Origin of the sequence: Streptomyces sp. CHD11 (assembly GCF_018638295.1) — a bacterium.
GTDB lineage: Bacteria > Actinomycetota > Actinomycetes > Streptomycetales > Streptomycetaceae > Streptomyces.
Genome location: NZ_JABTTS010000003.1, coordinates 176,261 through 197,037, shown reverse-complemented (window position 1 = coordinate 197,037; position 20,777 = coordinate 176,261). Strand labels below are relative to the sequence as shown.

20 protein-coding genes and 1 pseudogene are annotated in these 20,777 nt (G+C 70.9%); 10 read left to right on the top strand and 11 right to left on the bottom strand.

From position 1 onward, the window contains the following. Positions 1–67: 67 nt before the first annotated feature. The 3 genes from HTV45_RS04465 to HTV45_RS04455 all read right to left on the bottom strand — a co-directional run bounded on the left by HTV45_RS04465 (position 68) and on the right by HTV45_RS04455 (position 6,515). A complete protein-coding gene (locus HTV45_RS04465) occupies positions 68–3,352 on the bottom strand; it encodes a GH92 family glycosyl hydrolase (RefSeq protein WP_215204255.1) in 3,285 nt (1,094 codons plus the stop codon). Positions 3,353–3,540: 188 nt separating this feature from the next. After that, complete coding sequence (locus tag HTV45_RS04460) at positions 3,541–6,042, bottom strand: discoidin domain-containing protein (RefSeq protein ID WP_215204254.1); 2,502 nt, start codon at positions 6,040–6,042, stop codon at positions 3,541–3,543. 134 nt (positions 6,043–6,176) lie between these two features. Continuing rightward, positions 6,177–6,515: a hypothetical protein gene (locus tag HTV45_RS04455; protein WP_215204253.1), complete on the bottom strand. Its 339-nt coding sequence runs from the start codon at positions 6,513–6,515 to the stop codon at positions 6,177–6,179. Positions 6,516–6,752: 237 nt separating this feature from the next. Between HTV45_RS04455 and HTV45_RS04450 the strand changes: the two genes are divergently transcribed. Next, entirely contained in the window at positions 6,753–7,421 is a 669-nt protein-coding gene (locus HTV45_RS04450) for a helix-turn-helix domain-containing protein (RefSeq protein ID WP_251691243.1), read from the top strand. A gap of 15 nt (positions 7,422–7,436) precedes the next feature. Here the strand turns inward: HTV45_RS04450 and HTV45_RS04445 are convergent, their stop codons facing one another. The 4 genes from HTV45_RS04445 to HTV45_RS04430 all read right to left on the bottom strand — a co-directional run bounded on the left by HTV45_RS04445 (position 7,437) and on the right by HTV45_RS04430 (position 11,373). Beyond that, complete coding sequence (locus HTV45_RS04445) at positions 7,437–8,327, bottom strand: TIGR03620 family F420-dependent LLM class oxidoreductase (RefSeq protein ID WP_215204252.1); 891 nt, start codon at positions 8,325–8,327, stop codon at positions 7,437–7,439. Positions 8,328–8,376: 49 nt separating this feature from the next. Then, positions 8,377–10,092, bottom strand: a complete 1,716-nt coding sequence (locus HTV45_RS04440) for a VanW family protein (RefSeq protein ID WP_251691242.1) — start codon at positions 10,090–10,092, stop codon at positions 8,377–8,379. 487 nt (positions 10,093–10,579) lie between these two features. After that, entirely contained in the window at positions 10,580–11,107 is a 528-nt protein-coding gene (locus HTV45_RS04435) for a DUF488 family protein (protein ID WP_215204250.1), read from the bottom strand. Between the two features lie 56 nt (positions 11,108–11,163). Further along, positions 11,164–11,373: a DUF2945 domain-containing protein gene (locus HTV45_RS04430; RefSeq protein WP_215204249.1), complete on the bottom strand. Its 210-nt coding sequence runs from the start codon at positions 11,371–11,373 to the stop codon at positions 11,164–11,166. Between the two features lie 224 nt (positions 11,374–11,597). Between HTV45_RS04430 and HTV45_RS04425 the strand changes: the two genes are divergently transcribed. The 7 genes from HTV45_RS04425 (at position 11,598) to HTV45_RS04395 (ending at position 17,636) form a co-directional block, all read left to right on the top strand. Further along, positions 11,598–12,131, top strand: coding sequence for a 2'-5' RNA ligase family protein (locus HTV45_RS04425; RefSeq protein ID WP_215204248.1), 534 nt, complete (start codon positions 11,598–11,600; stop codon positions 12,129–12,131). A 197-nt stretch (positions 12,132–12,328) separates the two neighbouring features. Further along, positions 12,329–13,141, top strand: coding sequence for an alpha/beta fold hydrolase (locus tag HTV45_RS04420; RefSeq protein ID WP_215204247.1), 813 nt, complete (start codon positions 12,329–12,331; stop codon positions 13,139–13,141). Continuing rightward, entirely contained in the window at positions 13,141–14,409 is a 1,269-nt protein-coding gene (locus HTV45_RS04415) for a PP2C family protein-serine/threonine phosphatase (protein WP_215204246.1), read from the top strand. The genes HTV45_RS04420 and HTV45_RS04415 overlap by 1 nt, the downstream gene beginning before the upstream one ends. Continuing rightward, entirely contained in the window at positions 14,406–14,759 is a 354-nt protein-coding gene (locus HTV45_RS04410; protein ID WP_215204245.1) for an STAS domain-containing protein, read from the top strand. The genes HTV45_RS04415 and HTV45_RS04410 overlap by 4 nt, the downstream gene beginning before the upstream one ends. A 187-nt stretch (positions 14,760–14,946) precedes the next feature. Then, positions 14,947–16,290: an APC family permease gene (locus tag HTV45_RS04405; protein WP_215204244.1), complete on the top strand. Its 1,344-nt coding sequence runs from the start codon at positions 14,947–14,949 to the stop codon at positions 16,288–16,290. 230 nt (positions 16,291–16,520) lie between these two features. After that, positions 16,521–16,862: an STAS domain-containing protein gene (locus HTV45_RS04400; RefSeq protein ID WP_215204243.1), complete on the top strand. Its 342-nt coding sequence runs from the start codon at positions 16,521–16,523 to the stop codon at positions 16,860–16,862. Between the two features lie 240 nt (positions 16,863–17,102). Beyond that, a complete protein-coding gene (locus HTV45_RS04395) occupies positions 17,103–17,636 on the top strand; it encodes a GNAT family N-acetyltransferase (RefSeq protein WP_215204242.1) in 534 nt (177 codons plus the stop codon). A 177-nt stretch (positions 17,637–17,813) separates the two neighbouring features. On the opposite strand, the pseudogene HTV45_RS04390 reads toward HTV45_RS04395, so the two are convergent. From HTV45_RS04390 to HTV45_RS04380, 4 genes and pseudogenes are all read right to left on the bottom strand, one after another. Then, positions 17,814–18,032, bottom strand: a pseudogene (locus HTV45_RS04390) (GMC oxidoreductase); the annotation flags it as partial. Positions 18,033–18,075: 43 nt separating this feature from the next. Then, positions 18,076–18,312: a hypothetical protein gene (locus HTV45_RS33990; RefSeq protein WP_215203467.1), complete on the bottom strand. Its 237-nt coding sequence runs from the start codon at positions 18,310–18,312 to the stop codon at positions 18,076–18,078. A gap of 15 nt (positions 18,313–18,327) precedes the next feature. Continuing rightward, positions 18,328–18,759: a hypothetical protein gene (locus HTV45_RS33985; RefSeq protein ID WP_251691240.1), complete on the bottom strand. Its 432-nt coding sequence runs from the start codon at positions 18,757–18,759 to the stop codon at positions 18,328–18,330. A 184-nt stretch (positions 18,760–18,943) separates the two neighbouring features. Then, positions 18,944–19,591 (bottom strand): TetR/AcrR family transcriptional regulator, encoded by a 648-nt coding sequence (locus HTV45_RS04380; RefSeq protein ID WP_215204241.1) that lies wholly within the window; start codon positions 19,589–19,591, stop codon positions 18,944–18,946. A 194-nt stretch (positions 19,592–19,785) separates the two neighbouring features. Here HTV45_RS04380 and HTV45_RS04375 point away from each other — a divergent pair, with 194 nt between their 5' ends. Together HTV45_RS04375 and HTV45_RS04370 are read left to right on the top strand one after the other, a co-directional pair. After that, entirely contained in the window at positions 19,786–20,019 is a 234-nt protein-coding gene (locus HTV45_RS04375) for a hypothetical protein (RefSeq protein WP_308309126.1), read from the top strand. An 82-nt stretch (positions 20,020–20,101) separates the two neighbouring features. Continuing rightward, positions 20,102–20,692 (top strand): dihydrofolate reductase family protein, encoded by a 591-nt coding sequence (locus HTV45_RS04370; protein ID WP_215204240.1) that lies wholly within the window; start codon positions 20,102–20,104, stop codon positions 20,690–20,692. The last annotated feature ends 85 nt before the right edge of the window (positions 20,693–20,777 follow it).

Below are 20,777 nucleotides of genomic sequence, written 5' to 3'. Positions count from 1 at the left end.
CAGCGTGACCGACGCGGTCACGCTGCCACCGGGTGAACTCCCGGGCGAGAGGCGAAGGTGCCAGGTGCTACCTCAGAGTGAGCGCGTAGACCTGCACCCGGGGGTCGTTGCGCAGGCCGAGAGAGCGCACCGTCCTCGAGGCGTCGAGGTCCGCGGAGGAGGCGAACAGCCGCACCGGCGGGCCGTCCACGCCCTGCCCGCTCTTGATCCGGTGCGGCATCTCCAGCGCCACGGCGCCGCCCTCCGGTGTCGCTCCCGCCCAGTCGCCCACGGTCACCGGCACCTCGGTGGTGGTCCCGTCGGTGTAGCGGACGGTGAGCAGGGTCGCCACCGGGCCGTGGTGGGCCGCGGCGACCAGGTGCAAGGTCCCGTACGACCCGGCCGGGAGCAGCATGGCCTGGCCGCGGGCCTCGACGAAGTTCGCGGCCGTCCCGGACGGATCCGGCGCGTGGTAGGTCACGCCGTCCAGGACGGCCGGTCCCGCCGCCGGCAGCAGATCACCGTCGTAGCTCCACCCCGATCCGTCGAAGTCGCCCTCGTCGGAGGCCGCCACGGTCGCGGTGCCGTCGTGGTTCACCTCTGTGCCGAGGTCCACGGCACATTCCTCACGGACGTCCGCCGCACAGCGGGCGGCGGAGCGCACCTCGATGGCCGCGACGCGTTCCACGTCCGGCACCCCGTGCGCGGCGGCCGTGATCCGTACGGTGTAGGAACCCGGCGCGGTGCCCGCCGGGACGGTCACGTCCACCGCCGCGGTCCGCTGCACCGGCAGCCGCCCGGACACCAGCGGGAAGGGTCTGCCGGTCTTCACGGTCCAGCCCCGGGGCGCCTTCGCCTCGACGCCCACCCGCAGGGTGCCGGGGGACTGGCCCAGTACGTCCAGCCGCAGACGGACCTGTTGCGCGCTGTCGGCCGCAGGCACGACGTCGGAAACGGTCCGGAGCGACGCGTCGAGGTGCCGGCGGGAGTCGGCAGCCGCGCGGTTCACCGAGGGCGGCTCCGCTCCCTTCTTCGTACCCCAGGCCGACGGCTCGGCGGCCATCTCGAAGCGGAGGTCCCCGCCCCTGGCGACCGCGTCCCAGTCCAGCCAGGTGGCGCGCAGGTCCTTCCCGGCGAACCGCGCCCGCTTCACATACCGCCGGGAGTCGCTCGTGCCCGGTGCCTCGACGGTCAGGGTGCCGCCCTGCTCGTTCCCGTAGTCACCGATCCGGATGACCGCGGACGGGAACTGGGGGCTGGAGACGGCGAGGAAGCCGCCCCCGTTCGTCGTCGGGTACAGGCCGAGGGAGGAGAAGACGTACCAGGCCGACATGGTGCCGAGGTCGTCATTGCCGGTCATGCCGTCGGGTCCGTCCGTGAACAGCGTCATCGCGGCGCGGATCACGGTGGCCGTCTTGGCGGGTGCGCCGGCCCACAGGTACATGTACGGGGCGTGCAGATCGGGCTCGTTGTTCGGGTTGTAGGTCGGCTTTCCGTAGTAGTCGTACGGTGCCGAGATCCACTCCTCCCGAGCGGTTCGGGCAGGATCCGCGAGGAGCTTGTCGTACGCGAAGAAGGCGTCGAGCCGCTTCTCGGTCTTCCGCTTGCCGCCCATCAGGGACACCAGCCCGGCCGGGTCCTGGGGCACCAGCCACTGATACTGGTGGGCGCCGCCCTCGTGGAACTGGTGGCCCGCCTCGACGGGGTCGTACGGCGTCAGCCAGGTGCCGTCGGTCGTGCGCGGCCGGAAGTGCCCGATGGAGGAATCCCACAGGTTCCGGTACCACTGCCCGCGTGCCGCGAACACGCGGGCGTCCGCGGTGTGCCCCAGCCCCTTCGCCATCAGGGCCAGCGACGCGTCCGCCGCCGCGTACTCCAGGGTGGCCGAGGCGGGATGACGGCAGTCGTTGTCGCCGCCCTTGTCGGGGCAGTCCTTCCCCGGCTCCAGCCCGCTGGGTATGTAGCCGCGCTCCCGGTAGGAGTCGATGCCCGCACGGCCGTTGTACGGGGAGTCGTCCGGTGGCGTACTGAGGGCGTTCTTCCTGAGCAGCGCGTACGCCTCCCTCTCGTGGCCCGCGAGGAGGCCCTTGGACCACGCCTCGACGAGGAACGGCGTCACCGGGTCGCCGGTCATGATGTTGGTCTCGCTGTTGGCGAGCGACCAGCGGGGCAGCCAGCCGCCGTCCCGTCCGATCGCGACGACCGACAGCGCGACATCGCGGGCGACCTTCGGCTGCAGCATCTGCAGCAGCTGGTTCTGCGGCCGGTGGGTGTCCCACAGCGACAGGTTCTGGTACGGCGTGAACCCGGAGGCGGTATGGGTCTTCCCGTCGAAGCCCGCGTACCGGCCGTCGACGTCTCCGGCGATGTTCGGGTGCAGTTGCGCGTGGTAGAGGGCCGTGTAGAACGCGCGCTGTCGCTCGGTGGACCCGCCGCCGATCCGCACGGCGGCGAGCTGCCGCTCCCACGTGGCCCGCAGTGCCGCACGGGTGGCGTCGAAGTCGTACGAGTCGTCCGTCTCCGCCTCGAGGTTCTTCCTGGCGCCCTCGACGCCCGTGTAGGAGAGCCCCACCTTGACGACGACGTCACGGTCGGCACGTGCGTCGAAGGTCACCCACGCACCGTTCCCGCCCTCGCCGGCCGCCTCCCGCTCACCGGGGGAGCGGGTGCTGCCCCGCCAGGTGCCGTGCGAGGCGAACGGCCTGTCGAAGGCCGCCGTGAAGTAGACGGTGTGCCGGTCCTTGCCCGCGCAGAAGTTGCCCGCCTCGACACGTCCCTCGACGGTGCGGTCGCCGACGACGCGCACCTGCGAGCTGTAGACCCGCTGGTTGGCCTTGCCGGTGTTGAACAGGACGTTGGCGCGGTCGGTCGAGGGGAAGGTGTAGCGCTGCCATCCCGTGCGGGGCGTGGCGGTCAGCTCTGCGTCGATGTCGTACGACTTCAGACCGACGCGGTAGTAGCCGGGCTCGGCGTCCTCGTCGTCGTGTGAGTAGGCCGAGCGGTAGGCGTCGGGGTCGACGCTGTCGACCGCTCCGGTCGTCGGCATGAGGGGCAGTTCGCCCATGACGGAGCAGCCGACGCCGGACAGATGGGTCTGGCTGAATCCGTGGATCCTGTCCTGCTGGTAGTCGTAGCCCCCCTGGCCGCCGGTGTCCGGGCTGACCTGGACCATGCCGAACGGGGCACTCGCGCCCGGAAAGGTGTTGCCGAAGTTCTGTGTCCCGATGAACGGGTTGACCAGGGAGGTGAGTTGAGGGGAGGCAGCGGGCGCCTGCGCGGCGGCCGGAGCCGGGCCCAGGGCACCGCCCGCAACAACCAGTGCGGCGAGGACTGTTGACGCGCGGTGGCGCAATCGGCGAAGCGGTCTGTGCATGGAAACGGTCTCCTGTTCCGCACCCGTCGGTGCAGCGCAAAGGCGTGACCCGGCTGGATGGAACCGGACTGGATCACGCGTCTGACATCGTTGTCAACACCTGTGGCGCCGCCCGGTACGCGGGGCGCGTGAGCCACGGCGGGCGTGTTCCCCGGCTTCGTGATCGCCACGGCCGCCCTGAGAGGGGCTCAGCCCGCCTGTGCCCGGTTGACGACGCTGGTGACGAAGTGCTCCGCCCCCTTGCCACGCGACCGGACCAGCAGGCGCAGGGGCTGCGGCAGGCGCGGAGGGAGTCCGGCGGGAGCCGTCACCAGCCAGCGCGTGCGCAGCGTCCTTCCGGCCTTGACCGCGGTGGGGCGGATGGTGTTCCGGGGGACGGCCCTCCAGCCCTCGGGCACGAGGAGTTCCGGGCTGACGACGGTCGTGACGTGTGCTCCGACCGTGGTCGTGACCTCCACGGGCTCGCCGGGTTCCACGGGGACGAGGCCGTCCGGCGGTGTCTCGATGGCGACGTCGAGCCGGGGGTCCTCCGTGCGCCAGGACTGCCAGGCGGACACCCCCACCGCACCACCGTCGGCGCGTACGGCGGTGAGCCTCAGGGCGGTGGTCGTGAGGGCCCGCTCCAGGAGAATCCGGTGGAGCACGCCCCGTCGGGGCGTTTCGGGGACACGTCGTTGACCGGGCACGGGATGCCACGTGCCGCCCTGCCCCAGGTAGTGGAGCTCGAAGGAGTCGGGGGTGCGGACACCGCCGCCGTCGTCGTAGAACGAGATCCGGAGGTCCGACACGGGTGTGGGGACCCCGAAGTCCACCGTGAGCCAGTCGCTGCCGTTCGGGCTGCCGTAGGTGGTCCACCGTGACGACGGTGTATCGATGTGCAGGTCCTGCCCGTCGATCGCCTTGGCGGGACTGTCGAGGGGGAAGGTGTACGAAGCGCGCGCGAGCGGATGTCCCTCCTGTCCGACGTTGGCCAGGTCGTCCACCTCGTGGGGCAGGACGTGCTCCACGGTCCCGCCCACGTCCAGCGTCACCGGCGTCAGGTCGGCCTGCTGATGTACGCGGCGGCCGTTCAGCCACACGGTCAGCCCGGCTCCGTGTCCGTAGCGCCGGCCGTCGCGGTCCCAGAGCACGCTGAGGTTGTGCCCGTGGTAGGGGAGGTTCTCCACGGCGAAGTGATCCCAGTCGAGCGGCGCGAGCGGCGCGACGGCGACGGTGGTACCGGGCCGGGACCGGATGCCCAACAGTCCGGAGAGGACCAGGTCGTTGAAGGTGGAGTGGTGGTAGTCCTCACTGTGTCCGCGGCTGTCGTACATCCAGCGGTCCTCGTCGGGGTGGTGCGCCTCGGCGACGTACGGCGTGCCGTTCTTCCGGTGGGTCGATGCGTAGGCGCGGAGCACGGCGTAGTAGTCGGTGCGGTCGACGTGGGACTGGGCGGGGTAGTCGATGAGGAGGTTGGCCAGGGCGGTGAGCGTCTGGCTGGTGGCGAACGGCCAGCTCGGACCGTTCCAGCGGCAGCAGCCATCGAGCGCCTCGTGCATGAACCAGGGGCTGCGCCGTTCCACCGTCGTCGGGCCGAACGGCGCGGCGAACCCCTGCGGGTCGCGCAGTTGCGCCCACGCCGCCGCGTTCCGCGCCGGTGCCATGTGGAAGTACCAGGGCAGGAATCCGATCTGCTCCCGGTCGGCGAGTCTGCGCCGTCCGGGATTGCCGTCACGCATGACGTGCTTGTAGAACTGGTCCTCCTCGTCCCACAACAGGCGCTCCTGACGGGTCCGCAGAGCTCGGGCGCGGGCGTCGTAGTGGTCGGCCCTCGCGTCGTCGCCCCCGCGTCCACGGTGGCGGAGGAGCGCGGCGATCGCCCTGGCGTCGCCGTACTGGTAGGCGTTGAGCGTCGGGCGGAATCCGTCGCCACCGTGATACGGATCGTCGCTCTGGTAGGAACTCGCGGTGTACTCCATCGCGTCCCATACGGGCGTCTGCCAGTAGAGACCGGCTTCCTCGTCGAACTGCGGGGCCCATCCCTGCCACTGGCGGTCCAGTTCGGGAAGCAGATTCACTGCGTGCTGCCATCTGCCGTCCGTCGAGGCCCGGGCCACGACGGCATCCGCGATCCAGAAGGAGTACTGGTGGGCCCAGTCGGTGGTGTTCTTGTTGAGGAAGTCCGTGGCGGGCTTGGGGCCCGAGCCGCTGCCGCGCAGCCAGTAGCCGATGTAGTCGTCGAGATAGCGGTGGTCGCGCAGCCAGCGGGCCTCGCGGATGTGATGAGCGGCGGCGGCGACGATTCCGCCGTGCGGCGCGGAGTAGCCGACCGGACCCAGGAACTCCGAGAGGATCCAGCCCTCCCGCGCTCCGGTGTACTTGAGAGCGTGCTTGACCACGCGCCAGCGGTAGTAGTAGGTGTCCCGGATGACGGTGTCGGGCAGGTCGACGAAGGGGATGTTCGCCTCGTACCACTCGGCCTCCGGCAGATCTCCGAGCAGTGCCCGGTGGTCGAGGAATGCCGTTCCGGCGCCGGCCGGCGGGTAGAACGCCGTCGCGGCCGGCCGCCCGCCGGCCGCCGGCATCGTGCTGGAAGGGCCGCCCGGTCCACTCACCCGTGCGGCCGCGCCGGCCGGCGACGAGGTGCCCAGGGCCACCGAGCCGAGAACCGCGGCGCCACCGTGAAGAATCCGCCGACGATCGAGGTCCATGCGAGAACTCCTTCTGCCTGCGGGAACGAGCGCGGGAACGACCGCGAGGACGACCGCGAGGACGAGTGGGCAGACGCTGCCCGAACGCCTGGAAGCCGCTCACTGCCAACGTTGTCGGCCACGGGCCGTCCGGCTCAGACTGCCACAGGCCGGGGCCGTACCTGAAGGGTCTGTGCAACGTTAGAAAGCGCAGTGCGTGTGACGCAGCGGTGCGTGTGACGGACACGGGCTCGTCGGTCCACGTAGTGCATCCGGACACCGTCGATGTCGGCGAACTCATGGCGGAAGGTCTTCTCGAACCGGGGGTCGCCCTGAGTGACGGAGGTATGGGAGGGAGCGTCGGCGGCCGGCGGAGCGGAACAGGCCGCCGCGCCGATCGTGAGGAGGAGGGTGAGCGCGCAGATCGCCGGCGTGCGTGCGTACCGGCCGAAGCGTCGCCGTGGCGGAAACGGCCGTGCCGTGGTGATCATCATTTTGTCTCCTCGGGACGGCGTATCGGCGGTCGGCCGGACACGACGTGGGCGAGTCCCCGGCGGGGACAGGGCGGGGACAGGATCGGCCTGGCCACGCCGCCCGAACGGATCGTGTCCGCGGTCCCCGGCGCGACCGCGGGCAGCCGCTCCCCGCGAACCCTCGTACCGGCCTGCACTCAGTCTTCGAGGGCCCGGCTGTCCTGGCACGGAACCTTGCGGTTATGGCAAGATGGCGCGATGGACCGCAGGACGGACGAGGACGTACTCGACGCGGTGGGGCCACGGCTGCGTGCACTGCGCCGTGAGCGTGGAATCACGCTCGCCGACCTCGCGGCGACGACCGGCGTCTCGGAGAGCACCCTCTCCCGGCTGGAGAGCGGGCAGCGTCGTGCGACCCTGGAGCTGCTGCTGCCTCTGGCCCGTACCTACGACGTCCCGCTGGACGATCTTGTCGGTGCTCCGCGAACCGGCGACCCGCGGATCCACCTCAAGCCGCTCCATCGGTTCGGGATGACCTTTGTGCCGCTCTCCCGCAGGCCGGGCGGGGTGCACGCCTTCAAGATGATCATTCCGGCCCGGCCGGAACCGCTCGAACCGACCCCGCAGACCCACGAAGGCTTCGAGTGGCTGTACGTGCTCAACGGCCGCCTGCGGCTCGTGGCCGGTGAACGAGACCTGACACTGTCACCGGGGGAGGCGGCCGAGTTCGACACGTCGGTACCGCACTGGCTGGGCAGCGCCGACGGAGGCGCGGTGGAACTCCTCATCCTCTTCGGTCTCCAGGGGATGCGCGCACACCTGCGCACCGACCCCACCAGCCGCCCCGAGCCCCGGGGCGGCCGTGAACCGCGTACGTCCGCGGACGACGGGGCCGCGTCGCCACCCGCCGCCGGGAAGACCCGCTGAACGCTGAAGCTGCCGCTACAGCTCGTCGGAGAAGACCCCGGCCAGCCGACGCCATTCGGCGCGCGGCAGGCCGGCACCACCCTCGTCGGCGGTGAGCACCTGCAGCGCGACGTGGTCGGCGCCGGCGTCCAGGTACTCGCGCGTACGGGCCCTCACGCGCTCGGCGTCGCCCAGGGCGAACAGGGCGTCGAGGAGACGGGTGCTGCCCCCACCGTCGAAATCACTCTCCGTGAACCCAAGGCGCAGAAGATTGTCGGTGTAGTTGGGCAGTCGGAGGTACATCCCCAGCATGTTCCGCGCGGTCGTCCGGGCCCGGTCGAGGTCGGTGTCGAGCACGACCGACAGCTCAGGCGCGAGCAGCGCCTCGGGGCCGAGCGCCGCGCGTGCCTCCGCCGTGTGCTCGGTGGTGACGAGATAGGGGTGTGCGCCCCGCGCCCGTCCGGCCGCCAGCTTCAGCATCTTCGGGCCGAGCGCCGCGAGGACCCGCTGTCCGTCGGGCACGGGCGGAGCGGCGGCGTCCAGTGCGTCGAGGTAGGCCACCATCGCGCTGTAGGGCTTCGCGTACTGCGGCACCATCGGGCCGTGGCTCACACCGAGGCCGAGGACGAACCGCCCGCGCGCCCGCGCGTCGATCGCCGCGACCCGCGCCGCCACCTCCTCGGCGGGGTGGTCCCAGATGCTGAGGATGCCGGTGGCCACGGTGACCGTGCGGGTGGCCTCCACGACGGCCGCCGCGTCGCCGGGGGAGGGGCTGCCTCCGATCCAGAGTGTGCCGAATCCGAGTCCTTCGAGCTCGGCGACCGCGTCAGCGATCGCCGCCTTCCCCGCCTCGTCCACCCGCGACCTGTGCAGCGCACTGCTCCAGATGCCGACCTGTCCGAAAACCTCGCGCGTCTCAGAAGTCATGCTGTGATCAACGAAGGACGTTCCCCGCTATTCCCGGCCGGCCGGGAATTCACCCGTTTCCCGCGGAGGGCGCCTCCTCGCAGAGGATCTCGTCGCGCGGGGTGTAGCGCGTGCGGAAGGGCTCACGCCTCACTTCCCGGCCGCCGTCACGGAAGACCCGCTCCACGGTGACGTCGAAACCCTCGAGCGGGGTCTGTGGCACGCACTGCTCGTCGGTGCTCACCCTCTCGGCAGGCTGCTGGAGATTGGTACGCGGCCCCTTGGCCGACGTGATCTCGTCGTACTTCTTCGTGCCGAGGAAGGTGATGGTCACCGACGTGTCGGTGGACTCGGCCTGGATGTAGATCGCCTTGCCGGAGTCGTTGGTGAACCTCAGGTCGAGGCTGCCCCAGGCGACCGTCGCCTCACGGCCCTCGGGGTAGCGCTCGATGTAGAACGAGTGGGCGCCGTACTCGACGGGCTTGACGCCGGCGAAGAACATCGCGTTGAAGACCGTGGTGGCCACGGCCGAGACGCCGCCGCCGGGCGCCTTGGTGTACTGGTCGTCGTAGATCATGATGCCGTCCACGAAACCGTTGGCCCGGGTGCGCTCGCCGACCGTGCGGTTGAAGCTCCAGTTCTCGTCCGGCATGACGACGGAGCCGTTGATGAGGTCCACCGCCCGGCCCACGTTCGTCGTGCGGTAGGCGGCAGGCTCGAAGTCGACGGTGAAGGAGGACATCTTCTCGGTCAGCCCCAGACGCGACGCGTTCTCCCGGGTGATCTCCGGCTGGATCCTTCGTGTCTCCACGTCGCCGGTGCGGGCGGCGGTGCCCGACCCGGTGAGCAGGGGCAGTACGGCCTTGCCCAGGGCCTTGTCGGTGACCTGCACGCCGACCCTGGCGTCGGCGGTCACCGCCACTGAGTTGCCGTCGGCCCCCAACCGGGCGTTTTGGGGCGTGGCGGGCAGCTTGTCCAGGGCGTCCGCCACCGCGGGCGCGGTACGCAGGCCCGCGCTGTCGAGCTTCGGCGTGAGTCTGCCGTTGGCGTCCGGCCGCAGTGTCAGGTGCTTGCCCAGCACGGCCGGGGTGAGGGTGAACCGCTCACCGGCGGCGCTGAGTGTGACCGGAGCGGACATCGCCGGCCGCGCGAACTCGCGCACCGCGCGCCGTACCTCCTCCGACGTGACCTTCGGTTCGTCATCGCGTGCGGGCAGCGTTGTCACCGAACCCCCCGTCCCGCTCCGGAAGGCGGAGCGCAGGGTGTCGACCGCGGCCTCCACGTCCAGTGCGTACCCGGTGCGCGGGGCGGTCTGCTCGATCCGCCCGTCGGTGAAGGAGACGGCGCCGTCACGGACCTTCTGGTCGAGTGTCTCCGACAGCTTCACCAAGGCTGTACGGGCTTTGTCCCGGTCGGTGCGCACGACCGGCTCGATGTCACCGCCCGAGCGGAACAGCCCGCCGATCACGCTGACCGGATCGGCGCCGGTGGATGCCGCCCGGTCGAGGGTGGCCCCGATGTCATGGGTCAGTCCCGCCTGCCGCGCGTCGACCGCGCCCTCGCGGTCGCCGACCCGCACGGCCAGCTCCGCCGGACCGGTCGCCGGCAGTTGTCGCTCCAGCCTCTGGGCGGCCTCCGTGCGGGACAGACCTCCGATGTCCACGCCTCGCACCGTGGTGCCCGCCTCGATCTCACCGCCCGTGAGCAGCAGTCCGGCGAGGTACAGCCCGCCGACGCCGACGGTCAGAGCGCCCCCGGCCCAGGCGACGGGCGGGACAGCAGCCATCCGGGGGACGGACGGTATGTGAGGGCGCATGAGTCTCCGATCGGTGTGACGTGTCCCCGATGTCGTGGCACTGGGTGCGAGGTCAGTCGACAAAGGTACGCACAATGCGGTGCCAAACGGAATTTCCCGCTCACGTCGGTCCTTTTGGATCACCGTCGGCACAGCGGACGCACCGCGCCCGGTGCGTGCCCGGACCGGCCCGGACGGGGGCGGCGGCTCCGTCCGGGCCGGTCCCGGCTGTGACGTCTCTCTCGTCGTCCCGTCGTCGCGCTCCACAGGGTGGCAACGGGACGGTGACGCGGGGCCGGGTGTGCGCGACCCGCCGACCGTCACCCGTCGCCACGGACAGCGGCGGCATCGACGAGGACGGGGGCCGGGACCTGGCCCCGGTGCTCGCGGAGCGCGCCCGGCAGGCACAGAACGGGGACACGCCTTCAGCCGGCCCCGGCGGCTGACCGGACGCCTCCGACCAGGTGCGTACAGGGCGTCACCGGGGCGGGGGATAGGTCAGAGATCCGTTGTCGACGCGGGCATGCGGTGTCAGGACGGCCGGCTTCGCCGACGTGCCCGACATGATGTGCACGACGTCCACACCGGAGACGATCAACGCGTCCGTGATCAGCCGCCGATGGCACCGCCACGGCACCGCTTCACTGCACATGATCGCGGGCCGCCCGTGCCGGGCCAGTCCCCGGAGTTCGGCAAGCCCTTTCGTGAACGCTTCGGTGCCCATGTAGTCGGCGTAGTCACGGAAGGCCTTGACCTGCCACCCGCCGTTCACGCTGGGTACGCCCTTGGGCGTGTGACGGCGGCCACCCAGCTCGGGGATCCAGCGGTATGCGATGTCGGGTGGCAAGGCGTCGACGACGGCCGACCGGTTCCACTGCGGGTACTTCCTGGACGAAGGGAACGACCGGACATCGACCAGGCACGAGACGCCGTTTCCCCGCAGCATGCCGAGCACCTCGTCGAAACTGCGTGTCGAATGTCCGATCGTGTGGACGCGGTCCGTCATTGCGCTGCCTCGAAACCCTCGCACTTCCGCGCTTCCGCCGGGGAGACCCGTACGGACTACAGCTTCGTCAGGGCGCTTCCCTTGTGCATGGCGATGTGGTCGGTCCTGTCGCTCTTGATCTCGTACTGCGGATCCTCTTCCGAGCAACGACGTGTGTGCCCCTTGTACCGGACGTCGCGGGTGTGTATCCCGACGACGACGCCCTCGACGTGTCCGGCCTCGGAGTTCCAGCGCACGTGGTCACCCACGGCGAATCGGTCCGTCATCCCGGTTCCCTCCGTCTTCTCCGCCCGCCGGACTCCGCGGTGCCCCGAGGGTGCTCCGGAAGATCATGTCGTGCCGGGTTCCCCCCCGCCACGACGTCCAACCGCCGGGGCGGGACCGTCACCGGGTCGGCCCCTCGCCCGGCCGGGACCACGGGTGACGCGTGTGCAGCCGTGCCCACCTGCCCTCCGGAGGTCGGCCACGGACGTGCCGATAGGCTGCGGCGGTGCGCACGGTTGAGCTTCTGTTGGACGAGGCGGCGGAGCTGGCGGTCCGGGAGGCCTGGCGGCGGCTTGCGGACGCGGGACTGCCCAGTCAGGCGCGCCACCGCTCACCGACCAACAGCCCGCATGTGACCCTGGCCGCCTGCCCGGAGCTGACCGCCCCGATCCGCTGGGAACTCGCCGAGGTGGCGGCCGCGCTGCCGCTGCCGGTGCGGTTCACCGGCGTGGTCCGCTTCGAGCGGCCCACCTCGGTGCTGGCCTGGTCGCTGGACCTCGACTCCGTGCTGGCCGGTCTGCACCGCCGGGTGTGGGAGGCGGTGGTCTCGGACAGCCCGCCCGGCACCCTCAACCCCTTCCACGAACCCGGGCGCTGGAGCCCTCACATCACCCTCGGCCGCACCCGGCGGGCCGGCGCCTTCGCCGGCCGGCGCGTCCCCGCACTGCTTCCGGCGCCGCCGCTGTCGGCCCGGCTCGTCACCCTGCGCAGCTTCGACACGGAGACCGGCGCCCTTGATGTGCTGCAGCCCCGCAGCTGAGTCGGAGTCACCCGTGGACAGCCGGGTTCCAGTGGAGGAGCGGACTCGTTTCCGCAGGACATGCCCGGGAACGTGAGAGTCCGGGGCAGGGGCGCAGGTGTCCTCCGACAGGCTTCCGGTACGTCCCGGTCTGCCGGTCGGCGGGGTGGTTGCCCGGCGTGGAACATCGGGAGGGCCGGGGTGCGAGGATGGAGCGTATGGACGTACGAGCCAGGAACCATGTGACGGTGACAGGCCGGACGGACGGCCCGGTGATCCTGCTCGCGCACGGGTTCGGCTGCGACCAGAACATGTGGCGTCTGGTGGTGCCGGTCCTGGAGCGCGATTTCCGGGTGGTCCTCTTCGACCACGTGGGGACGGGCCGCTCGGATCTCTCGGCCTGGAGCGAGGAGCGCTACGCGGCCCTCGACGGCTACACGCAGGACGTGCTGGAGATCTGCCGTGTACTGGACGCGGGCCCCGTGGTCTTCGTGGGGCACTCGGTGAGCGCCATGGTGGGCGTGCTGGCCGCCGCGCAGGAGCCCGAGCGCTTCGCCGGTCTGGTACTGCTCACCCCCTCGCCGCGCTACATCGACGACCCCGCCACCGGCTACCGGGGCGGGTTCAGCGCAGAGGACATCGACGAACTGCTTCACTCGCTGGAGTCGAACTACCTGGGCTGGTCGGCGACGATGGCTCCGGTGATCATGGGCAACCCGGAGCGGCCGGAGCTGGGGCAGGAGCTGACCAACAGTTTCTGCCGCACCGACCCGGAGATCGCCCGGGTCTTCGCCCGGGCCACCTTCCTGTCCGACAACCGCGACGACCTCGCCGCGGTCACGGTCCCCACCCTCATCGCACAGTGCTCCAACGACGCGATCGCCCCACCGGAGGTGGGCGCCTTCGTCCACGCCCGGATCCCGGGCAGTGAGCTGGTCACGCTGACCGCGACGGGGCACTGCCCGCAGCTGAGCGCGCCCGGGGCGACCGCTGAGGCGATCGCCGCCTTCGCCGCCGGGACCGCCCGGTGATGCGCGGTACCGGCGACGGTCACCACCCCGTGACGGACTCGGACGGCGACGGCGAGCCGGACGACGAGCGGACACTCCTCACCGCGCTGCTCGAGGAGAGCGCCGAAGACCTGTACGAGAACGCGCCCTGCGGATATCTGTCCACCCTGCTGGACGGACAGATCGCCAAGGTCAACAAGACGCTGCTGGACTGGCTCGGCTACCGCCGCGAGGACCTGGTCGGGCACAGACGCTTCTCCGACCTGCTCACCGTCGGCGGCAAGCTCTACCACGAGACCCACTTCGCGCCCCTGCTGTCCATGCAGGGCGAGGTCGGCGGCATCGCGCTGGACCTGAAGGCCGCGGACGGCTCCCGCCTGCCCGTCCTGGTGACCTCCACCGTCAAGACCGGCCGGGACGGTCAGCCACTGCTGATCCGTACCACCGTCACCGACGCCCGTGACCGGCGCGCCTACGAGACCGAACTGCTGCGCGCCCGGCAGGAAGCGGACCGCGAGCGCGACCGCCTCAAGACCCTGGCCACCACACTGCAGCGCACCCTGCTTCCCCCGGCCCTGGACGACGTGCCCGGCCTGGAGGTCGCCGCCCACTACCACATCGCCTCCGTCGACGAGGTCGGCGGCGACTTCTACGATCTGTTCCCTCTCGCCCACGGCACCTGGGGTCTGTTCCTCGGTGACGTGTGCGGCAAGGGCGCCGCCGCCGCCGCGGTCACCTCCCTGGCCCGCTACACCCTGCGCGCCGCCGCCGTCTACGACTCCGATCCCGCCGCCGTGCTCGGCAACCTGAACACGGTCCTGAACCACGAGTACAACGGCACCGACCCGCGCTTCTGCACGGTGATCTTCGGGCTGCTCACCCCGCTCGACGAACAGGGCGCCTTCCACATCACCCTGGCCGGCGGCGGCCACCCCCCGGCCATCCTCATGCGCGCCGACGGGAGCGCCGACTACCTCCCCACCCACGGCGGCCAGCTGGTCGGGGTCCTGCCGGACGCCCACATCGCCACCACCACCGTGCGACTCGAGCCAGGCGACACCCTGCTCCTCTACACCGACGGCCTCACCGAAGCCCGTACCGACCGGTCCGGCGGACGCTACGGCGACGAAGCACTCCTGGAGCTCACCCAGGCCCTGGCTCCCAGTACCGCCTCCGCAACGGTCCACGCTCTCAGTGACCTGCTCGACGCCCTCGGCACCGGCGTGGACGACGACACCGCCGTCCTGGCCATCAACGTGCCCCGACCCCCCAGTGAAGAGCATCAGTGACCGCCCTGACCCTGAGCACCCGCACCGCCACCAGCGGGCCCGTCATCGAACTGACCGGCGACCTCGACCACGACAGCGCCCCCCAGGTCCGCGCCGCACTGCCCCATCTGGACCTGCGCCCGGGCCAGCACCTCATCGTCGACCTGGACGCTCTGACCTTCTGCGACTCCAGCGGCATCACCGTACTGATCGCCGCACGCAACTACGCCCACCAGAGGGGCGCGGGCATCGCCCTCGCCGCCGTCCCCGACCGTGTCCGGCGGGTCTTCCGCATCGTCGGTCTGGACGAGGTCTTCGCCACCTACCCCACCGCCCACGAGGCAGTGGCCGCTCGGATACCGCCCGTCTGACCGCATACCGCCGGCAGGCCCACCGCTGAGGAAGCACGCACACCGGTCGCGGGATGGTCCCCGATGTCCGGCAGGACCGCTCAGGGCCGAGGAATCGTCCGGGGCGGGCGGCCGGTGTGACACGGTTCATCCGTGCGGCGACCGCCGGCCGAGCGTGCCTTCCGCGATACGGGGGACATGAGGCGGCATGGCGAGAACAGTCAGGAACACGGCGTCGGCGACGGGGGCACAGGAGGGCACGGCGCTCAGGCGCGCGCTGACGACTCCGCTGCTGTACTTCTTCATTCTGGGCGACGTGCTCGGCGCCGGCGTCTACGTCCTGGTGGGCCAGATCGCGGCCGACGCCGGGGGAGCGGTCTGGGTACCGCTGGTCGTCGCGCTGCTGCTGGCGATGCTGACCGCCGCCTCCTACGCCGAGCTGGCCACCAAGTATCCGCGGGCGGGCGGCGCCTCCCACTACGCGACGCGCGCCTTCGGGCCGTTCGCCGGATTCGTCGCGGGCTTCTGCATGCTGGCCGCGGGCGTCGTCTCCGTGGCAGCCCTCGCCCGAGGGTTCGGCGGCGACTACCTGTCGGCCTTCGTGACACTGCCCGTCTGGCTCGTGGCCGTGCTGTTCCTGGCCCTGCTCGCCCTCGTCAACGCACGGGGCATCAAGGAGTCGACCCGTGCCAACGTCGTCGCCACCGTCGTCGAAGTCGGCGGACTGGCCGTCATCGTCGTCCTCGGCGCGTGGCTGCTGCTGCGCGGCGACGGCGACGCGGGTCGGCTGACACAGCTGGGCACGTCGGAGAAGGGCGCCGCCGCGGCGGTACTGAGCGGCGCCGTGCTGGCGTACTACTCCTTCGTCGGGTTCGAGACCTCGGTGAACGTCGCCGAGGAGACCCGCGATCCGCGGCGCTCCTACCCTCGCGCCCTGTTCGGCGCCCTCGCCACCGCGGGAGCCGTGTACGTCCTGGTGGGTATGGCCGCGTCCGCGGCGGTGCCGACCGCCCGGCTGGCCGGTTCGAGCGGGCCGCTGCTGGAGGTCGTCGAGGAGGCGGGTGGTGTGCCACCCCGCCTGTTCAGTGCCATCGCGCTCGTCGCCGTGGCCAACGGCGCGCTGCTCACCGGCATCATGTCCTCCCGCCTGGCCTATGGCATGGCCAAGGACGGCCTGCTGCCCGCCGCGCTGACCAAGGTGCTGCCCGGCCGCCGTACGCCATGGGCCGCGATCGCGGCGACCTCGCTGCCGGCGATGCTCCTCGCGCTCACCGGCGGTGTCGCCACCCTGGCGTCCACCCTGGTGCTGCTTCTGCTGGTCGTCTTCCTCATGGTCAACACGGCGGTGCTGGTCCTGCGCCGGGACCCGGGCGAAGCCGACCACTTCCGGACCCCGACCGCACTGCCGGTACTGGGCATCGCCTCGTGTGCCGTGCTGGCCACGCAGATCGAGGCCCAGGTGTGGCTGCGCGGACTGACGATCGTGGCCGTCGGCACGGTGTGCGCCGCACTCACCGTCGCGCGGCGAACCGGGCGGGCCGACCACCGCTGAACAGGCGGCCCGCGGAGCAGCGGGTCAGGATCACCTCCCTACGGGGTCACGGGAGACCGGAGTGTGCGACGATGGGCGGACACGAGACCGACCGGCACCGCCCGTGCCGGTCTACAGGTGCCGGGTGTTGCCCCCTTCCAGGGCTCCCGGCTCCCGCCATCGTCGGCTCGCCCCTCACGGGGCGTTTCGCCTTTGGGCTCCCCACCCCGGAAAAGGGGGGATCGCCCACCATGCACCTCACCAAGCGGATCAAGGGCTCCACCGCCCGCATCATCGTGCACGGAGACATCGACTACGACACCCTGCCCACGCTCCGTGCGGCCGCTGCCGGGCTGCCGCCGCAGGTGACCGAGCTCGTCTGGGACCTGGAACACGCCCGGTTCATGGACGTCGCAGGCCTCCACCTGCTCTTCGAACAGCCGTCGGGGGAGAGCCCGCCCCGCAAGACGACCGTGACCAACCTCGCGCCCCAGCCGTTGCGGCTGCTGGTCCTCGCCGCCGAGCTCAATCCCGCCCTCGAACTCGCCCACCTGCTCCCGGACGTACCTCCGGCCGGCCTGCTCGACGGCTAGGGCCTCTGGTTCGGGTCATACCGGGCTCGCGGGGTCTGGCAGCGCGCCTCGCCGCGTTGTCGTCGGTTGCCAGGGCTTCGCCCTGCCGCCCTCCTCCGCCTTGCGATGGGCATCCGGAGCGCGGGGAGACGACGCCGCGGCCCCGCTCGACGCGACCCGCTCCGTGTGCGGCGGAGCCGTCCAGGAGCAGCGTGAGCGCCGAATTGACGAGGAGGCGTCCGCGTTCGGCAGGATGGGCGCATGACCGAGATCCGCACGCCCCGACTTCTGCTCCGTAGCTGGCACGACGCCGACCTCGTGCCCATGGCGGACATCAACATGGACCCACAGGTGATGCGCTGGATCGATGACGGCTCGGTGCGCGGCCTGGACGGCACGGCCGAGGACATCGAGCGGTGGGAGGAGGAGTGGGACGAGGAAGGCTTCGGACTGTTCGCCGTCGAGCTGCTGGCTTCCGGCGAGCTGATCGGCTTCACGGGGCTGTCCGTGCCCGAGTTCCTGCCGGAGGTGATGCCCGCCGTGGCGATCAGCTGGCGGATCGGCTCCCCGTTCTGGGGCCAGGGATACGCCTCCGAAGCCGCGCACGCCACACTGGAGTTCGCCCTACAGGACCGCGGCCTGGACCGTGTCATCAGCATCAACCGGGCGGGGGACGACGCTTCCGAGAACGTCATCCGCAAGCTCGGCATGGTGACCGAGCGGGCGACCAATCACCCCGTGTACGGCTACCCACTGCACGTTCACGCCATCGACCTCACCGAGTACCGGGCGTGAACCGGCCGAGCCGTCGCACGGGCGGCGGTTGATTCGGACAGCCGCCGCGCCGGGCCCCCGCTTCGCCGAGGACCGTGCCGATGGCACGAGGAGTCGCCGAAGCGGCCGGGCCCGGCGGCGGCGAGCCTGCGGCCGGCGGGCGTCCGGTGCGCTCCTGATCACCATGCTCAGCCCAGGTCAGCACGTACGGACATGCGCCTCTGCGATCGCGAGGGCCGCCGCCATGACGGCCAGCTGGGGATCCACCTGCGGACAGCTGGGAAGCACCGAGGCGTCCGCGATCATTACGGCGCATACGCCGCGCAGCCGTCCCGACGTATCGGCCGGAAAGTGCTGCGGGCTCGCGCCTGCGGCGACCGCGCCGGTGGGATGGCAGTCGGACAGGTGCGTGCGATGCCGTCCAGCATGATCTGCTCGGCGCCCGCCGGACGCGCTCTCGTCACTGCTTCACCGAGTCCCAGGCACCGGCGTGGAAGCTGCGCAGCAGGGCGATCAGCGCGGCGCCGAGCCGCCAGTCCACACCGGGTGCGTGGACGTGTAGTTTGTCGCCCTTGGACCTGAACTCCGGCGGGACCTGGCCGTTCGCACGCCACCGGATACACCGGGGTGCGCGGGCGAAGCCGCCCTCGTTGCCGGGCACGCTGTCGAAGACGCTGATCACGAGGACCAGTGACATCAGGGGCAGCAGGAGCTACCACATCCACCACCATATGATCCGCCCCTTGAATTTCACCGCTTCCGGGCCGTCGGGCTGGTGCACGGTCCAGCGGGTGCGCAGGCCCCTTCCGCGAAGCGCCTTCTCGCGCGTCAGCGTGCCGATGAGCTCGCCGTGGGCGCCGAGCACCTGGAACCTCGCGACGCCGCCGCCGGCCGACAGGGGCACCACGGCGGCCACCCGCTCCCGGCGCTGATCGTCGGCCCAGAGGGCGAACGAACGGGCCCCGCCACGCCGGGCGGCCAGGTAGGCGGAGGCCCCTCCCGGCGGCAGTTCGCGCTCCACGTACACGGCCGAGGGTGCCGGCCCCGAGGTGTCGGAGAAGCTGACCAGGTCCGTCACCTTCGTCTGACCCTGGCCGCCGACTTGTCTCGGCCCGCCGAACATGGTCAGTACGCTGTTGCTCATCTGCTGTGCTCCCAGGGATAGTCGCGTGCTGAGGCGGGCCCAGTCTGTCTCACCGTCACACGACTGACAGCCCTGCCTGCGGCAGGGTCAGTCGCCGGTTCGGGTGGCGGGTGCAGGCGGACGGCCATGCGTCCGGGCGGCGCTCCGGTATACATCCGCGTACCAACTGCTGTTCACCTGTGAGCTAGGCGGTGGCGTAGTCGGACAGGGCCGGTTCCAGTAGGTCGAAGGCTCGAGCGGCTTCGGCGGTGATGGTCCGGGCGATCCGGTCGTCGGGGTGTCCGGCGAGAGTCAGCTCCTGGATGCGGTGGAACAGTACGCGGTGGACGGTGTTGAGGAGCCCGGCGACGGTCCGGACGGTGATGTCGTCCGGTGGAGTTCCGGTTGCCTCGCCGAGCGCCTGAGCGAGGTGGTGTGCGCGCCGGTCGTGCAGGCCGCGCACACAGGTGCTCAAGGTGGGGCTGTCGGCGATCATGCGGGCGGACTCCTGGCCGGAGAATCCGGCGACCGGGTCCCGGGCGGCGACGGAGTCGGCGAATGCGCGGCGCAGCGCGGCCAGCGCTGATTCCCCGGGGTGCCGGGCGGCTACGGCCCGGGCCGGTGAGGCGGCGAACTGCTCCTGATGCTCCAGTGCCAGGTCTTCCTTGCGGGGGAAGTAGTTCGTGACGGTCTTCTTGGCGACGCGGGCGGCGGCGGCGATTTCGGCGATGGTCGTCTGCTCGAAGCCCTGGTCCATGAAAAGCTGTGTCGCGTGGTCGGAGATGAGCTGTCTGGTCTCCTGCTTCTTCGTCTCGCGAAGTCCGGCTGGGGTGGCCGGCGTCCGGGTTGCCATGGCGCAATCTTAGCCTCGTAGTATTTTTATGTTGACGGCAAAGATGGCTCAGGATAAATTTACGTTCGTCGTAAGTTTTCGTCGGCCGGATGGCGGAGGGGTGCGTCTGTGCTGAACTGCATGCGTGGCCCCTGAGCCCGTCCTCCACCCCATCCAGGGAGTTCCGTGCAGTTCACTCCACCGTTTCGCTGACCGTGGACGACGTCACCACTTCGCAGGAGCAGTGTGAGCAGCGCGTCAGTGGTCTGATCCCGGCCTTCGCGCTCGCCTCCGGTCTGCAGGAGCAGGAAATGCGGATGCGTGAGGCAGGAGTCCGGGTCACCATGCCGTGGCGTCAGGAACCGTGGGGCGAGCGCCTGTTCCAGGTCACCGACCCCAACGGCCTGATCATCCGGTTCGTCGAGTGGGCTGTGCCCGAGCGCGGCTGATCCCATCCCGACGCGCGGAATCCCGATCTCGTCACTGGATCCGCCCCCTCCACCCGTCACCCGAACCCCGAGGGACCCCTCCGTGCGCAAGCTCGTGTACTACATCGCCACCACTCTCGACGGCTTCATCGCCGGGCCCGACGGCGCCGACCCCACAGGACCCGACGGCTTCTGGCCGGTCCCAGCCGACTACGTCCGGTACCTGGCCGAGGAGTACCCCGAGACCCTGCCCGCCCCGGCCAGGAAGGCCCTGTCCGTCACCGCTGGGGGCACGCACTTCGACACCGTCCTCGAGGGACGCAGAACCTATGAGATCGGTCTCCGGGCCGGCATCACCGACGCCTATCCGCACCTGCGGCATCTGGTGTTCTCCACCACCATGACCGAGAGCCCCGACCCGGCCGTGGAACTGGTCGCGAGCGACCCGGTGGCGAAGGTACGGGAGCTGAAGGAGGAGGACGGCAAGGACCTGTGGCTGATCGGCGGGGGAGAACTGGCGGGCGCCCTCTACACCGAGATCGACCAGCTGATCGTCAAACTGGGCCCCTTGACCATCGGCACCGGCATCCCCCTCTTCGGCCGCACAGCCGCGTTCGATCCGCGCGTCTGGAACCTGACGGACCATGTCGTCCTGGAGGGCGGGGCAGCCTTCCTCACCTACACCCGCAGCTGAGCGGCCGACCAGACGATGATCACTGCCCTGGCTCCTGGACTCCCGGAGCTTCCCCGTCCCCCTCAGCCGCCGTGGGGGACCACGG

Excerpts from the sequence above, each read along its gene's own strand:
- HTV45_RS04465 (WP_215204255.1), bottom strand. The coding sequence starts at position 3,352 with ATGCACAGACCGCTTCGCCGATTGCGCCACCGCGCGTCAACAGTCCTC.
- HTV45_RS04460 (WP_215204254.1), bottom strand. The coding sequence starts at position 6,042 with ATGGACCTCGATCGTCGGCGGATTCTTCACGGTGGCGCCGCGGTTCTC.
- HTV45_RS04455 (WP_215204253.1), bottom strand. The coding sequence starts at position 6,515 with ATGATGATCACCACGGCACGGCCGTTTCCGCCACGGCGACGCTTCGGC.
- HTV45_RS04450 (WP_251691243.1), top strand. The coding sequence starts at position 6,753 with ATGGACCGCAGGACGGACGAGGACGTACTCGACGCGGTGGGGCCACGG.
- HTV45_RS04445 (WP_215204252.1), bottom strand. The coding sequence starts at position 8,327 with ATGACTTCTGAGACGCGCGAGGTTTTCGGACAGGTCGGCATCTGGAGC.
- HTV45_RS04440 (WP_251691242.1), bottom strand. The coding sequence starts at position 10,092 with ATGGCTGCTGTCCCGCCCGTCGCCTGGGCCGGGGGCGCTCTGACCGTC.
- HTV45_RS04435 (WP_215204250.1), bottom strand. The coding sequence starts at position 11,107 with ATGACGGACCGCGTCCACACGATCGGACATTCGACACGCAGTTTCGAC.
- HTV45_RS04430 (WP_215204249.1), bottom strand. The coding sequence starts at position 11,373 with ATGACGGACCGATTCGCCGTGGGTGACCACGTGCGCTGGAACTCCGAG.
- HTV45_RS04420 (WP_215204247.1), top strand. The coding sequence starts at position 12,329 with ATGGACGTACGAGCCAGGAACCATGTGACGGTGACAGGCCGGACGGAC.
- HTV45_RS04415 (WP_215204246.1), top strand. The coding sequence starts at position 13,141 with ATGCGCGGTACCGGCGACGGTCACCACCCCGTGACGGACTCGGACGGC.
- HTV45_RS04405 (WP_215204244.1), top strand. The coding sequence starts at position 14,947 with ATGGCGAGAACAGTCAGGAACACGGCGTCGGCGACGGGGGCACAGGAG.
- HTV45_RS04400 (WP_215204243.1), top strand. The coding sequence starts at position 16,521 with ATGCACCTCACCAAGCGGATCAAGGGCTCCACCGCCCGCATCATCGTG.
- HTV45_RS04395 (WP_215204242.1), top strand. The coding sequence starts at position 17,103 with ATGACCGAGATCCGCACGCCCCGACTTCTGCTCCGTAGCTGGCACGAC.
- HTV45_RS33990 (WP_215203467.1), bottom strand. The coding sequence starts at position 18,312 with ATGTCACTGGTCCTCGTGATCAGCGTCTTCGACAGCGTGCCCGGCAAC.
- HTV45_RS33985 (WP_251691240.1), bottom strand. The coding sequence starts at position 18,759 with ATGAGCAACAGCGTACTGACCATGTTCGGCGGGCCGAGACAAGTCGGC.
- HTV45_RS04380 (WP_215204241.1), bottom strand. The coding sequence starts at position 19,591 with ATGGCAACCCGGACGCCGGCCACCCCAGCCGGACTTCGCGAGACGAAG.